Genomic DNA, 14,756 nt, shown 5'->3' with positions numbered 1-14,756 from the left:
CGCTCCAGGCTTTTCCGGTAGAGACGGGCGAGTTCCACGATCGGCTCCTCATGATCGTCGACCCGCAGGTCCAGCTGCGGATACTCCTCGTCGCCGTGGATGCGCAGCGCGGCGGCCTGCTTGCCGCGCTTGTCGCCCCCGGCCGCCTCGCCGGCAGCCATGGCCGCGAGCAGCCGTTCAGCCAGCGGGCGTCCGGCGGAGTCGCGAAACGCTTGCGCGGTCGATTCGATGACCGCCGGCCCCGCCAGCATGTTGCCGGCGACGCTGAAATCGGGAAAAAGCAGATGGCCACACCAGTCGACGCAGGCGGAGCCGGTGTGGGCCGCGCCCTTGCCACTCGCAGGCAGCACGTGGAGCTGGCGCTGGTCGCGCCCGTCGTCGGCCCCGGTCAATGCGTGGACGACCTGCTCCGCCGACTGGCCGGCAGCGAGTTGTGCGATGCCCGCGGGACCGTAGAGGGGATTCATCAAGGCCTGGGTGCTGAGCGCGCCGACAGCCCGGCGGGTGTGGATGCACAGCGCGCCAACGGCGAAAAAGCGGCTGGCGATCGCCACGCCAAAAGTTCCATCTTCGTCCCGTGCCAGGATCGACCACGTCATCGCACCATCCTCATGTTCAAGGTTTCCGGGCCATCCGCCCACTGGCGACCTTGAAGCAAGAAACCGGCCCGATGCTAGCATGCCGAGACGGCAAGTCGGCCTGCAGAAAGGACCTGTTCGAAGGTTCGAGCTACGGGCAGCGCCGACCGTTGTCGGGCCGGCCGGTTTTCATCGCGGACTCGCTCCGCCATGACAGTTTCGCTGGCAAGCGAAGCGGCGATTCAGATCTTCCACTTCTCCAGCAACTTGTGCGCACCCATGCCGTCGTAGCCCTCGAAGGGCTGGTGGATCCACGGATTGGTCGGCAGGAATTCGACCGAGTAATCGGGCTGGAACGTCGACAGGCCCTTGGTCCAGATCACCGCGCTGCGCAGCTCGCTGATCGGCTGATAGTTGTTGCGCAGCATGTCGATCACGGCGTGCAGGGTCTTGCCGGAATCGGCCAGATCGTCCACCAGCAGCACCTTGCCGGCGATCTCGCCCTTGGGCGTGGTGATGTAGCGCGCGATGTCGAGGTGGCCCTGGATCGTGCCGGCGTCGGCACGGTACGAACTCGTGGACATGATCGCCAGGGGCTTGTCGAAGATGCGCGAGAGGATGTCGCCGGGGCGCATGCCGCCGCGGGCCAGGCACAGGATGGTGTCGAACTGCCAGCCGCTCTGGTGGATCCGGATCGCCAGCTTCTCGCAGAGGTTGTGGTACTCGTCGTAACTGACATACAGGTGCTTGCCGTCTTCCGTCAACATCGGGGGTTCCTTGCTCAGTCCGCCAGGTAGGGATGCCGCATCATGATCGTGTGATCGCGATCGGGGCTGGTGGAAATGATATCGACCGGCACGCCGGTCACCTGCTCGATGCGCTGCAGGTACAGGCGCGCGTTCACCGGCAGTTGCTCGTACTGCGTCACGCCCACGGTCGATTCGCTCCACCCCGGCATGGTCTCGTACAGCGGCTTGCAACGCGAGATCTCGTCCGCGCCCATCGGCAGGATATCGACGTGCTGGCCATCGAGCTCGTAGCCGGTGCACAACTGCAGCTCCTTGATGCCATCGAGCACATCGAGCTTGGTGATGCACAGGCCGGTGAGGCCGTTGACCTGCGCGCTGCGCTTCAGGAGCGCGGCATCGAACCAGCCGCAGCGGCGCGAGCGCCCGGTGGTGACGCCCTTCTCGGCGCCCACCGTGGACAGGTGGTAGCCCACGGTGCCGGGCGTCTGCCAATCGAGCTCCGTCGGGAACGGGCCGCCGCCGACGCGGGTGCAATAGGCCTTGGTGATGCCCAGGATGTAGTGCAGCAGGCCCGGGCCGACGCCCGCGCCGGCGGAGGCGTTGCCCGCCACGCAATTGCTGGAGGTCACGTAGGGATAGGTGCCGTGGTCCACGTCCAGCAGCGTGCCTTGCGCGCCTTCGAACAGCAGGTTGTCGCCGTGCAGGTGCGCCTCGTTCAGCTCGCGCGAGACGTCGGCCATCATCGGGCGGATGATCTCGCCGTGGCGCAGCGCCTCGTCCAACACCTGCTGGTAATCGAGCGGCTGCGCGTGCAGGTATTGCGTGAGCATGAAGTTGTGCAGGTCCAGCAGTTCGCGCAGCTTGGCTGCGAAGCGCTCGGGGTCCTTCAGGTCCTGCACGCGCAGCGCGCGGCGCGCGATCTTGTCCTCGTAGGCCGGGCCGATGCCGCGGCCGGTGGTGCCGATCTTCTCCGTGCCCTCCGCCTCGCGCCTGCTCTCGCGCGCGATATCCAGTGCGGCATGGAAAGGCAGGATCAGCGGGCAGGCCTCGCTGATGCGCAGCCGCGAGCGCACTTCGACGCCGGCCTTTTCCAGGCCCTCGATCTCTTCCAGCAGCTTGGCCGGGGACAGCACGACGCCGTTGCCGATGTAGCACTTCACGCCCGGACGCATGATGCCGCTCGGAATCAGGTGCAGCGCGGTCTTCACGCCGTTGATCACGAGCGTGTGGCCGGCGTTGTGGCCGCCCTGGAAGCGCACCACGCCCTGGGCCATTTCGGTCAGCCAGTCGACCAGCTTGCCCTTGCCTTCGTCGCCCCACTGGGTGCCGACCACGACCACGTTGCGGCCCTTCGTCTTCGTCATGACTTGCTCTTCGCGAAAAAAATGAATGGGGATCAGAGGGCGCGCACGGCCCAGCGGCCGGCGGCATCGCGCGCCAGTTCGCGGTCGCAGTGGAATTCGTCCACTTCGCTTTCGTGGCCCGGCAGCATGCAGACCACGGTCTCGCCTTCCCGGCGCAGTGTGGCGATCGCCGCGCGCAGATCGGCGACCTCCGGGCCGGCATCCAGCCACGGCGCGCGGATCGCGGCCTTCAGCGGGCGCTTCGCAGCGACGCCGACCAGTTCGCGCACGTCGAGGCTGAAGCCCACCGCCGGCCGGTTGCGGCCGAACACCGCGCCGACTTCGTCGTAGCGGCCGCCGCGCACCAGCGCATCGCTGACGCCGGGTGTGTAGATGCCAAAGCGCGCGCCGCTGTAGTACGCGTAGCCGCGCAGGTCGGCGAGGTCGAAGGAAAGACGCGCGCCCTCGACGTGCCCGGCCAGCCACTGCAGGTGTTCCAGCGATTGCTGGATCACCGGCGTGCGGGGCAGCGCCTCGGCCGCCTCGGCCAGCACCTGCCGATCGCCGTAGAGGCCGATCAGCGCCTGCAGGTGGCCTTGCGTGGCGGCCGGCAGGTCCCTGGTGAGCGAAGCGAGCTCGGTCGCGTCCTTCGCCGCGAGTGCAGCGTGCAGGAGCGCGATGCGATCGGGCGTGAGGCCCAGGCCGGACAACAGGGAGCGCACGATGCGGGCATCGGCCAGGTCCACGGTGAGCGGTCCGACCTTGGTGGCCTTCAGGCAATCGAGCGCCAGCAGCAGTGCCTCGAGATCCGCCTCGAGGCCGGCGTGGCCGTAGATCTCGGCGCCGAACTGCAGCGGCTCGCGGGTGGCATGCGGGCGATCGGGCCGCGTGTGCAGCACCGGCCCGCAGTAGCACAGGCGCGCGACGCCCTGGCGATTGAGCAGGTGCGCGTCGATGCGGGCGACCTGCGGCGTGGTGTCCGCGCGCAGTCCGAGCATGCGGCCGGACAGCTGGTCGACGAGCTTGAAGGTCTGCAGGTCGAGGGCCTCGCCGGTGCCCGTGAGCAGCGACTCGAGGTGCTCCAGCATGGGCGGCATCACCAGCTCGTAGCCGTAGCTCCGGGCGGTATCCAGCAATTCGCGGCGCAGTTCTTCGATATGCCGCGCCTCGGAAGGCAACACATCGGCGATGTGATCCGGCAGGACCCAGGCGGACATTGGAAAAATGGACGCTGTTAAAACCGTGATTCTACCGGGCGTGGCGATATGGTCGAGTCAGTGGCCGTTGGAGGACGGCGCCATGCCTGTACGACGCGTTTTTGAACGCAGAAGACGCAAAAGGAAAAACAGAACACGCAGAAGATTTCAAGTCCGAATTCCGGCTTGCCCTTCTGCGTGTTTGGTTCCTTGTTCCGCGCCTTCTGCGTTCAAATTTGCTCGAACGAGCAACCCGCTCCCGTTCGCCTCAGGAAGACAGCAGCCAAAGCGTGATCAACCCGATCACGATGCACGTGAGGCCGAAGAAGCGCAGTTGGCCGTCGCGCAACTGCAGCAGCTTCAGGAAGGTCTGGCGCCAGCGTCCCGGGGAGAGGAAGGGGAACAGGCCTTCGAACACCAGCATCAGGGCCAGTGCGGACCAGAACAGGTTGCTCTCCAAGGCGCTAGCGGCGCGCGCCGGCGGCCGGGGCCGGCGCCGGGGCAGCGCTGCCGCCATTGCGGAAGGTGCGGAAGAATTCGGTGCCCTGCGGGTCCACCACCAGCACGTCGCTCTTCTTGTTGAAGGTGGACTTGTAGGCCTCGAGGCTGCGATAGAACTGGGCGAACTGCGGATCGCGCCCGAACGACTCGCCATAGATCGCGGCGGCCTGCGCATCGCCCTCGCCCTTGACCTTCTGCGCGTCGCGGTAGGCATTGGCCACCGTCACCTCGCGCTGGCGGTCGGCGTCGGCCCGGATCTTCTCGCCCTCGGCAGCGCCGGTGGAACGCAGCTCGTTGGCCACCCGCTTGCGCTCGGCCTCCATGCGGCGATAGACCGACTCGGTGATCGCCTCGACATAGTCGGCACGGGTCACGCGCACATCGACCACGTCCACGCCCCAGGGCTTGGCGCCCTTGACCACGCCGAGCACCTCGCGCTTCACATCGGCCATCAGCTGCTCGCGCTTGATGGACAGCAGCTCGCGCACGGTGAAGCGGTTGACCTCTTCCTGGAAGGCGTTGCGCACCACGCGATTGAGCTGGTTGTTGCCGGCGGCCTCGTCGAGGCCCACGTTGCGGATGTAGGCGAGCGGGTCGGTGACGCGCCAGCGCACGTACCAGTCGATCACCACGCGCTGCTTCTCGGCGGTCAGCATCGGCTCGGTGTCGACGCTGTCGAGCGTCAGCAGGCGCTTGTCGATGTAGCTCACGCTTTGCAGCGGCGGCGGCAGCTTGAATTTCAGGCCGGGCTCGCTGATCACTTCCTTGACCTGGCCGAAGGACTTGACCACGCCGAACTGGCGCTGGTCGACGACGAAGAGCATGGAGCTGAGCAGCAAAAGCGCCAGCAGCAGCGTGGTGACGATCAATCCGATGCGGTTCATTACCTTGACTCCCGGTCGCGGCTGCGGCCGTTGTCGCGCGTGCGGGCATCGCTCGAAGAAGAAGTGGAGGAGGACAGCGGCGTCGAGGGCGAGCTTGCCGGCGGCGAAGCTTCCAACGTCGGCGCCGGGGCCGGCGCAGCGGCGCCGCCATTGGCGACCTGCTGGATGATCTTGTCCAGGGGCAGGAACAGCATGCCGCCCTGCCGTGATTCGACCATCACCTTGGTGACGCTGCCGTAGATCTGCTGCATGGCGTCGATGTAGAGGCGGTCGCGCGTCACCTGCGGCGCGCGCTGGTATTCGGTGAGCAGCAGCTTGAAGCGGTCGGCGTCGCCCGTTGCCTGCGCAACGATCCGCGCCTTGTAGCCATCGGCCTCCTGCGCCAGGCGCGAGGCGGCGCCGGTGGCCCGCGGGATCACGTCGTTGGCATAGGCCTGGGCTTCGTTCTTGGCGCGCTCGCGCTCCTGCGCGGCGCGCAACACGTCGTCGAAGGCCGACTGCACCTGCTCGGGCGGGCGCACGCCGCCTTGCTGCAGGTTGATGCCCACCACCTCGGCGCCGATCTTGTAGCGGTCGAGGATGCTCTGCATCAGGGCGCGCACGCGCGGGCCGATCTGGTCGCGCTCGTCGGCGAGCGCCATGTCCATGCGCATCTTGCCGACCACCTCGCGCACCGCCGTCTCGGCGGCCTGCACCACCGCCTCCTGCGGGTCCTTGCTCTCGAACAGCCAGGCACGCGCGTCGTTCAGGCGATATTGCACGGCGAACTTGATCTCGACGATGTTCTCGTCCTCGGTCAGCATCGCCGACTCCTTCAGCCCGGTGGCGCGCACCACGGCGTCGCGGCCGACGTCGACCGAGCGGATCTGCGTGACGTAGACCACCTCATGCCGTTCGATCGGATACGGAAGCCGCCAGTTGAAGCCGGCGCCGACGGTGGCGCTGTACTTGCCGAAGCGCGTGATGACCGCCTGCTGGCCTTCCTGCACGATGAAGATGCCGGTGCCCATCCAGATCACGACCACGACGATGGCGATCAGGCCGGCGCCCACGCCCGCACTCTTCATGTCGGGCTGGAAGTTGCCGCCGCCGCCGTAGCCGCCATTGCCACCGCCCGTGCGCCGGCCGCCGAACAGGCCACCGAGCTTGCGATTGAAGTCGCGCCACAGCTCGTCCAGGTCCGGCGGCCCCTGGTTCGGGCCCTTGCCCTCGGAACGGTGGCCGTCGTTCTTGTCCTCGCCGCGGCCCCAGCGCGGGTCGTTCAGGTTGAACATCCCCCGGAGGCGGCCTCTCAGCCCGGAGGGGGACAGGCTGCGGAAAAGAAGGTTCATTCGTTCGATTTCTTTCGGTTCGCCCGCATTGTGCCCAATCGGCCCGACTCAGGCCGAGCCTGGGTCCATGGCGGGCGTGGCGTGCGCGGCGCCGACGATGCGCACCAGCTCGCGGCGCAGGGCGGGCAGGCCCTCGCCGCTGGCGCTGCTGACGAAGACGCGCGGCACCTGCACCCCATCGAGCTCGAAGGCATCCACCTCCGAGCGCGGGCGCTGCGAAGGCTCGAGCGCATCGATCTTGTTGAACACCAGCAGCTGCGGCACGCCGCCGGCGCCGATTTCGTCCAGCACCCGCTGCACTTCGGCGATCTGCTCGCGGTAGTGCGGATTGGCCGCGTCGACCACGTGCAGCAGCAAGTCGGCATCGGCCGCTTCCTGCAGCGTGGCCTGGAAGGCAGCGATCAGCCCGTGCGGCAGGTCGCGGATGAAACCCACCGTATCGGACAGCGACACCGAGCGGCCGGTGGTGCCGCTGGCGCCCTCCTGGTCCTGCAGGAACAGCGATCGGGTTGTCGTGTCGAGCGTCGCGAACAGCTGGTTGGCCGCATACGCGCGGGCCTTCACCAGCGCATTGAACAGCGTCGACTTGCCGGCGTTGGTGTAGCCGACGATCGAGATGTTGAAGGTCTCGCGCCGCTCGCGCTGCCGCCGCTGGGTGGCGCGCTGCTTCTTCACCTTCTCGAGCCGCTCGCGGGTGCGCTTGATCGACTCGTCGATCATCCGCCGATCGAGCTCGATCTGCTTTTCGCCCGGGCCGCCGCGCACGCCGGCGCCGCCGGTCTGCCGCTCCAGGTGCGACCAGCGCCGCACCAGCCGCGTGCTGAGGTATTGCAGGCGGGCGAGTTCGACCTGCAGCTTGCCCTCGTGACTGCGGGCGCGCTGGGCGAAGATTTCCAGGATGAGCAGCGTGCGGTCGTTGACCGGCAGGCCGAGATGGCGTTCGAGGTTGCGCTGCTGCGCGGGGCTGAGCGACTGGTCGAACAGCACCTCGGAAGCACCGGTGGCCTCGGCCAGTTCCTTGATCTCGTCGGCCTTGCCGCGGCCGACGAACAGCGCGGCGTCCGGCGCCTTGCGCTTGCACGCGACGCGGGCGACCGGCTCCATGCCCGCGGTCTGGGCCAGCTGGCCCAGTTCCTCGAGCTCGGCGTCGAAATTGGGGAGTCCCAGGTCCACCCCCACCAGGATGGTGGTGGCGGCCGGGCGTTCGGGCGATGCGGTCAAACCGGCAACCAGGAGAAACGACGGAACGGCCCGCGCAAGCGGGTAAGGATGCGCGGCAGCTTCAGGTGGCGGCGCCTTCCCCGGGTTCGGCAGCCGAGAAGTTCACGGCGCGGCCCGGGACGATGGTGGAGATCGCGTGCTTGTAGACCATCTGGGTGACGGTATTGCGCAGCAGCACGACGTACTGGTCGAAGGACTCGATCTGCCCTTGCAGCTTGATGCCGTTGACCAGGTAGATGGACACCGGCACGTGCTCTCGCCGCAGGGTGTTCAGGAAGGGGTCTTGCAGCAGCTGCCCTTTATTGCTCACGATATTCTCCGTGTTCCGGCGTTGTTGGAACTTGCACCTTACCACAGCAGACCGCGCCGGCGGGCTACCGTGGCTGCCCAGTTGCAGCCGTTTGGATGGAATACAAGGACCTGGTCCGAAAGGATGAAGCGCCGATGTCATCCCGGCCTTGAGCCGGCATCCACGCGGCGCGATCGAGCGCCGCATGGATTGCGGGTCGAGCCCGCAATGACACGATATCCGCCCCGAGCCGCGTCAATCCTTGTCCTCCGCGTACGGATTCTTCGACGTGCGCATCTCGATGCGCAGCGGCGTGCCCACGAGCTTGAATTCCTTGCGGAAGCGCCCTTCCAGGAAACGCTTGTAGGCATCGGTCACGTGTTCCAGCGAATTGCCGTGGACCACGATCACCGGCGGGTTCATGCCGCCCTGGTGCGCATAACGCAGCTTGGGCCGGAACATGCCCGAGCGCTTGGGCGCCTGGAACTCCACGGCCTCGTGCACCAGGCGGGTGAGCACCGGGGTGGACATCTTCACCATCGCCGACTTGTAGGAGTTGGTGATGGACTGCCACACCGGGCCGAGCCCCTGGCGCTTCTTCGCCGAGATGAAGTGCAGGTCGGCGAACTTCAGGAACGGCAGCCGCACCTCGATCTGCCGCCGCACCAGCTCGCGGTTGTACTCGTCGATCGCGTCCCACTTGTTGACGGCCAGCACCACGGCGCGCCCGGACTCGAGGATGTAGCCGGCGATGTGCGCATCCTGGTCGGTCACGCCCTGGCTCGCGTCCAGCAGCAGCAGGACGACGTTGGCCGACTCGATGGCCTGCAGGGTCTTGACCACCGAGAACTTCTCGATCGCCTCGAACACCTTGCCCCTGCGGCGCAGGCCGGCCGTGTCGACCAGCTCGAACTTCTGGCCGCTGCGCTCGAAGGGCACCGAGATCGCGTCACGCGTGGTCCCGGGCAGGTCGAAGGCGACCAGCCGCTCTTCGCCCAGCCACGCGTTGATCAGCGTCGACTTGCCCACGTTGGGCCGGCCGGCCACCGCCAGCTTGATGATGCCGCTTTCCTGGTCGGCGGCCGACTCGTCGTCCTCCGGCAGGTTGAGCGGCTCGAAGGCCAGCTCCACCAGGTCGCGGATGCCCTGTCCGTGGGCCGCGGAGACGCCGTGCACGTCGCCCAGGCCCAGCTCGTAGAACTCGGCCAGCTGCGCGCCCTCGGTCATGCCTTCCGCCTTGTTGGCGGCCAGCACCGTGGGCTTGCCCAGGCGCCGCAGGTACTTGGCGATGTCGTGGTCGTGCGTCGAGACGCCGGCGCGGGCATCGACGACGAACACAACCACGTCCGCTTCGGCCACCGCCTGCTGCGTCTGCTTGGCCATCTCCTTGTAGATGCCCGACTCGGCATCCGGCTCGAAGCCGCCGGTGTCGATCACGATGAACTCGTAGCGGCCCTGCTGCGCGTTGCCGTAATGGCGGTCGCGCGTCAGGCCCGCGAAGTCCGCGACGATCGCGTCGCGCGACTTGGTGAGCCGGTTGAACAGCGTCGACTTCCCGACGTTCGGGCGGCCCACCAGGGCCATCACCGGCTTCATGCTTGCGCTTTCCTGTTGCTTACTGCGGCACGAAGCCGTAGATGCTGCCGTTGTGCGTGACGACGACCAGCGTGTTGCCGGCAGCGGCGGGCGCCGCGGCGATGGGCGAGCCGTCGGTGGCCAGCCGATTGAGCAGCGTGCCGTCTTCGCGATTGAGCAGGTGCACGAAACCGAATTCGTCGCCCACGATCACCGAGCGGCCCAGGGCCAGCGGGGTGCCGACGCCGCGATGCAGCAGGCTGTCGGTGCTCCAGGCGCGCTGGCCGTCGGCGCGCTTCCAGGAGACCACGCGGCCGTCGCTCTCGGTGCCGAAGACGTTGGTGCCGTCGCCCGTCACGCCCTCGCCGCCGTTGGCGCGCTGCGTCCACAGCAGCTGGCCGCGGCTGGCATCGACGCAGCCCACGGCGGCCTGGAAGGCACGCGCGCAGATGTTGTCGCCGACCCGGCTGACGCGGCCGACCAGGTCGACCAGTCGCTCGACGTCGTTGATGCCACGGGCGGTGGCCACGGCGGCATCCCAGCGGGAGGTTCCGTTCAAGGGATTCAGGCCCGCGAGCCGGCCGCCCTGCCCCACCACCAAGGTGTCGCCCACGGCGAGCAGCACGCCCGCCTGGCGCAGCACCAGCGGCTCGCCGGTGCGCTGCTGGTTCCACAGGCGCCGGCCGGTGCCGCCGTCATAGGCGGTCACCGAGCGGTCGCCGCCCAGCACGAACACGCGCGCGCCGGCTACCAGCGGCGGCGTGTACGAAAGGGCACCGAGCTTTTGCCGCCACACTTCCTTGCCGCTGACGAAAGCGACCAGGTCGTTGTTGCGCGTGATCACGGCGGCGGTGCTGCCGTCGAAGCCGACGCCCGCGGCCAGCGGCGCGCCGGCGTTGCCACGCCACTCTTCGCGGCCACTGGTCGCGTCGAAGGCGGTGATCGTGCCGTCACTGGCAGCCACGGCCGCGACGTTGCCGCTGACGGCGACCACCAGGGGGAAATCGACCTTGCCGATCTTCGCGGTCCAGGCCTGGCGCACGCCGATCAGGTTGGGATTGGCCTGCAGTTCCGCGGGCTTGGGTTTTTCCACCGTGCCGCCGAAGCGTTCGGGCAGCAGGGAGCAGCCCGCCAGCACGCCAGCGGCGAGAGCGAGGGCCAGGAGACGCAAGGTGCGCGAGGTTTTCATCATCCTCATGACTTGGCGGTCTCCGGCGCGCTCTTGAGCGTCTGCACGTCGAAGCCGAGAGCGGTGAGCTTCACCTCCAGCAGCGGCCGATACTCCGACTCGGGCGGCAAGGCCTTCCAGGCCTTGGTGTATTCGTCCTTCGCCTGGTCCTTCTTGCCCTGCAGGTTGTAGATGTCGCCACGGCGGTCGGCCGCCAGGCCGTCGAATTCCCTGGGCAGGCCGGACGACAGCTGCTTGAGCGCGTCGTCATAGGCCTTGGCATCCATCAGCATGCCGGCCAGGCGCAGCTTCGCCACCGCCTTGTAGCCGTCGTCGTGGCCTTCGCTGGCCACCCATTGCAGGTCGGACTTCGCAGCGTCGGTCTTGCCCTTGTCGGCCAGCACCTTGGCCGCCAGCAGCGCGGCCTGTTGCGTGTAGGCAGTGCGGCCGTAGCGGTCGCGCATGTCCTTCACGGCCTGTTCGACGCGGCCGGTGTCGCCCGCGATCGCGGCGCGTTCGACCTCGTCGTACAGCGTCGAGGCGCGCGCGCCTTGCGTGCGCTGCCAATACTGCCAGCCGTTCCACAGGGCAAAGGCGCCGAGCACGGCGATCAGGAACCAGGAGATCAGGTTCCCGTACTGGTTCCAGAAATGCTTGAGCTCGTCAAGCTGTTCCTGTTCTTCTAGGTCGAGATGTCGTGCCATGGTGTTGCTCAGGTCAAGGGCGGGATTGTAGGTGACGGTGTCGGCGGCATCCCCAGGCTTTCCCAAAGGATGTCATCCCGGGCTTGACCCGGGATCCATGTGCGTGGCCAAGGCGCGGGGCTGGATTGCGGGTCAAGCCCGCAATGACATGCTTTGCGCCGCGGCCATCCTGTCATTCAGCGCAGCGAAGCCGCCCACGAGGCGGCGTCAGCGAGCGAGCGCAACTCCTGTGCCCCCCCACCATCGCCGCGCAAGGTCTTCACGGTCAGCTGCCCCTGCGCCAGTTCGTCCGGCCCGAACACCAGCGCGAAGCGCGCGCCACTGGCATCCGCCCGCTTGAACTGCGACTTCATGCTGCCGGCGCCGTCGCGGCCGCCGGCATGTTGCAGCACTCGCACTCCTTGCGCGCGCAGGGCCTCCAGCGTGGCGATCACGCGCGGCAGCGGTGCGCCGGCCGGCACGATCGCGTAGGCATCGGGCGCGGCATCGGGCACCGGCAGCTTGAGCTCCTGCAGCAGCAGCAGCAGGCGCTCGATGCCCAGGCCGAAGCCCACGGCCGGCGCCGGCTTGCCACCGAGCTGCTCGATCAGACCGTCGTAGCGGCCGCCGCCGCACACCGTGCCTTGCGAGCCGAGCTGGTCGGTCACCCACTCGAACACCGTGAGGTTGTAGTAGTCCATGCCGCGCACCAGGCGCGGATTGACGCGGTACCCGAGGCCGACCGCAGCGAGCGTGGCCTTGACCGCATCGAAGTGCGCCAGCGAGGCCTCGCCCAGGAAGTCCAGCAGCTGGGGCGCGTCTTCGATCAGCGCCTGCATCTCGGGATTCTTGCTGTCCAGGATGCGCAGCGGATTGCTTTGCAGGCGCCGCTGCGCATCGGCATCCAGCACCGCCGCGTGCTGCTCGAAGTAGCCGACCAGCGCCTCGCGATGCGCGCGTCGCTCCTGCGGCTGGCCCAGGCTGTTGATCTCCAGGCGCACGTGCTCGCCCTCGACCAGCCCCAGCTCGCGCCAGAGGGCGCGCGCCATCAGGATCATCTCGGCGTCGACATCGGGGCCGGCGCAGCCCAGCGCCTCGACATCGAGCTGGTGGAACTGGCGGTAGCGGCCTTTTTGCGGCCGCTCGTGCCGGAACATGGGGCCGACGGTCCACAGGCGCAGCGGGCCGTTGTACAGCGCGTTGTGTTCGTTCATGGCGCGCACGATGCCCGCCGTGGCCTCGGGCCGCAGCGTGAGCCGGTCGCCGTTCATGGAGTCGACGAAGGAGTACATCTCCTTCTCGACGATGTCGGTCACCTCGCCCAGCCCGCGCACGAACAGCGCGGTCGGTTCGACGATGGGCGTCAGCAGGTACTGGTAGCCGTAGCGCGCCATCACGCTGCGCACCGTGGTGTCGAACCACTGCCACAGGCCGGAATCCGGCAGCTTCTCCGTGCGCGGCACCGAGGCCGGCAGGATGTCGTTCATGCCTTTGACGGCACTGAGTTTTTCAGCCATGTTTTCTTCTGATGCGAATGACTTCGCGCTGCGCGCTCAACGACCAATGACGAACGGCCCCTTGGTCATTCGTCATGCAGGGCGAGGCCCGCGTCGTTCGTCATCGCGCCGAAGCGCTTCTCGATGTAGTTCTCGACCAGCGCATGAAACTCGTTGGCGATGTTGTCGCCGCGCAGCGTCAGTGCCTTCTGGCCATCGATGAACACGGGGGCCGCCGGCGTTTCGCCGGTGCCCGGCAGGCTGATGCCGATGTCGGCGTGCTTGCTTTCGCCCGGACCGTTGACGATGCAACCCATCACGGCCACCTTCATCTTCTCGACACCCGGGTACTTGACGCGCCAGACCGGCATCTGCGCGCGCAGGTAGTCGTCGATCTGCTTGGCCAGTTCCTGGAAGGTAGTGCTGGTGGTGCGGCCGCAGCCCGGGCAGGCCGTGACGCTCGGCACGAAGCTGCGCAGGCCCAGCGCCTGCAGGATCTCGGCGGCGATCACCACCTCCTGCGTGCGCGACTCGCCCGGCTGCGGCGTCAGCGAGACGCGGATCGTGTCGCCGATACCCTCCTGCAGCAGGATGCCCATCGCCACCGAGGAAGCAACGGTGCCCTTGGTGGCCATGCCGGCCTCGGTCAGGCCCAGGTGCAGCGGATAGTCGCAGCGGCGCGCGAGTTCGCGGTACACCGCGATCAGGTCCTGCACACCGCTCACCTTGCACGAGAGCAGCACCTGCTCGTGGCGCATGCCGAGTTCCTCGGCCAGGCGCGCCGACTGGATCGCCGAGGTGATGAGCGCCTCGTACATCACCTGCCGGCCCTCCCACGGGACGGCGCGGCGGGCATTTTCGTCCATCAGCTGCGCGAGCAGTTCCTGGTCGAGGCTGCCCCAGTTGACGCCGATGCGCACCGGCTTGTCCCACTTCAGGGCGGCCTCGATCATCTGGGCGAACTGGCGGTCCTTCTTGTCGCCCTTGCCCACGTTGCCGGGGTTGATGCGGTACTTGGACAGCGCCTGCGCGCAGTCGGGAAACTCGGTCAGCAGCCGATGGCCGTTGTAGTGGAAGTCGCCGATCAGCGGCACGTCGACGCCCATGCGATCGAGCTGCTCGCGGATGTACGGCACCTGCTGCGCCGCCTCGGGCGTGTTGACCGTGATGCGCACCAGCTCGCTGCCGGCCAGCGCCAGTTCCTTGACCTGGATCGCGGTGCCGATCGCATCGACCGTGTCGGTGTTGGTCATGGACTGCACCCGCACCGGCGCGTCGCCGCCCACGGTAACCACGCGCGCGCCCCAGCGCACCGAGGCCTGGGCGGAGCGGCGCGCACGCGGTGCGGCGGGGGCGATCGGAAGGCTTGCTTCGGAATTCATTACTTCACCTGGAATCGGGCCACGTGGCCGTGCGTCACTGGCGCCAGGTCGTACGGCTGGCCGCGCACCTGCACCTGGGTAGCCACCGCGCTGCCGACGGTGACGGACAAGGGCAGCGCCCCGGAGGCGCTGGCCGTTTCACCCGCTTGCATCAGCTTGCGGTACACGGCCTTGCCGCTCGCATCCGTGACCTGCACCCACGAGTCCCCGCTGGTGCGGAAAGCCACCACGGCGTTCGAATCGACCAGGCCGGAGGCCGCGGCGGCGGGCGTACCGGCAGCGACGGCGGCGCCGGCGAGCGGGGCACCGGCGGGTACGCTGGCACCCGGTGCCACCCTGGCATCGGGCGCAGGCGTCACC

Annotated in this window: 15 protein-coding genes; all 15 read right to left on the bottom strand. The window is 67.9% G+C overall.

What is annotated here, in order from left to right; genetic code table 11:
* Positions 1–599: DUF1028 domain-containing protein (locus tag JWP60_RS14380; protein ID WP_299792498.1), on the bottom strand; the 599-nt coding region annotated here is incomplete at its 3' end.
* 221 nt (positions 600–820) lie between these two features.
* Entirely contained in the window at positions 821–1,345 is a 525-nt protein-coding gene (locus JWP60_RS14375) for a phosphoribosyltransferase (RefSeq protein WP_299792495.1), read from the bottom strand.
* A gap of 14 nt (positions 1,346–1,359) precedes the next feature.
* Positions 1,360–2,691 (bottom strand): adenylosuccinate synthase, encoded by a 1,332-nt coding sequence (locus tag JWP60_RS14370; protein WP_299792492.1) that lies wholly within the window; start codon positions 2,689–2,691, stop codon positions 1,360–1,362.
* Positions 2,692–2,723: 32 nt separating this feature from the next.
* The gene (locus JWP60_RS14365) at positions 2,724–3,887 is read right to left on the bottom strand and encodes an ATP phosphoribosyltransferase regulatory subunit (RefSeq protein ID WP_299792489.1); all 1,164 of its coding nucleotides are present in this window, start codon (positions 3,885–3,887) and stop codon (positions 2,724–2,726) included.
* A gap of 247 nt (positions 3,888–4,134) precedes the next feature.
* Positions 4,135–4,326, bottom strand: a complete 192-nt coding sequence (locus JWP60_RS14360; RefSeq protein WP_299792486.1) for a DUF2065 domain-containing protein — start codon at positions 4,324–4,326, stop codon at positions 4,135–4,137.
* Between the two features lie 4 nt (positions 4,327–4,330).
* Positions 4,331–5,251, bottom strand: a complete 921-nt coding sequence (locus JWP60_RS14355) for a protease modulator HflC (protein ID WP_299792483.1) — start codon at positions 5,249–5,251, stop codon at positions 4,331–4,333.
* A complete protein-coding gene (gene hflK / locus JWP60_RS14350) occupies positions 5,251–6,582 on the bottom strand; it encodes an FtsH protease activity modulator HflK (protein ID WP_299792480.1) in 1,332 nt (443 codons plus the stop codon). Before hflK ends, JWP60_RS14355 begins: the two co-directional genes overlap by 1 nt.
* 48 nt (positions 6,583–6,630) lie before the next feature.
* Entirely contained in the window at positions 6,631–7,803 is a 1,173-nt protein-coding gene (gene hflX, locus JWP60_RS14345; RefSeq protein ID WP_299792477.1) for a GTPase HflX, read from the bottom strand.
* 61 nt (positions 7,804–7,864) lie between these two features.
* Positions 7,865–8,113 (bottom strand): RNA chaperone Hfq, encoded by a 249-nt coding sequence (gene hfq, locus JWP60_RS14340; RefSeq protein WP_299792474.1) that lies wholly within the window; start codon positions 8,111–8,113, stop codon positions 7,865–7,867.
* A gap of 234 nt (positions 8,114–8,347) precedes the next feature.
* Positions 8,348–9,688: a ribosome biogenesis GTPase Der gene (der, locus tag JWP60_RS14335; protein ID WP_299792471.1), complete on the bottom strand. Its 1,341-nt coding sequence runs from the start codon at positions 9,686–9,688 to the stop codon at positions 8,348–8,350.
* Between the two features lie 19 nt (positions 9,689–9,707).
* Positions 9,708–10,865, bottom strand: coding sequence for an outer membrane protein assembly factor BamB (gene bamB / locus JWP60_RS14330; protein WP_299792468.1), 1,158 nt, complete (start codon positions 10,863–10,865; stop codon positions 9,708–9,710).
* Entirely contained in the window at positions 10,862–11,539 is a 678-nt protein-coding gene (locus JWP60_RS14325) for a tetratricopeptide repeat protein (protein WP_299792465.1), read from the bottom strand. Before JWP60_RS14325 ends, bamB begins: the two co-directional genes overlap by 4 nt.
* Positions 11,540–11,715: 176 nt before the next feature.
* Entirely contained in the window at positions 11,716–13,035 is a 1,320-nt protein-coding gene (gene hisS, locus JWP60_RS14320) for a histidine--tRNA ligase (protein ID WP_299792462.1), read from the bottom strand.
* 65 nt (positions 13,036–13,100) lie between these two features.
* Positions 13,101–14,396, bottom strand: coding sequence for a flavodoxin-dependent (E)-4-hydroxy-3-methylbut-2-enyl-diphosphate synthase (gene ispG / locus JWP60_RS14315; protein ID WP_299792459.1), 1,296 nt, complete (start codon positions 14,394–14,396; stop codon positions 13,101–13,103).
* The coding region (locus tag JWP60_RS14310; protein ID WP_299792456.1) for a DUF4115 domain-containing protein at positions 14,396–14,756 on the bottom strand (361 nt) is incomplete at its 5' end. The genes ispG and JWP60_RS14310, both read right to left, overlap by 1 nt.

The organism is Ramlibacter sp., from assembly GCF_028291745.1.
Classification (GTDB): Bacteria; Pseudomonadota; Gammaproteobacteria; order Burkholderiales; family Burkholderiaceae_C; genus Ramlibacter.
This window is presented reverse-complemented; position numbering and strand designations above follow the sequence as displayed.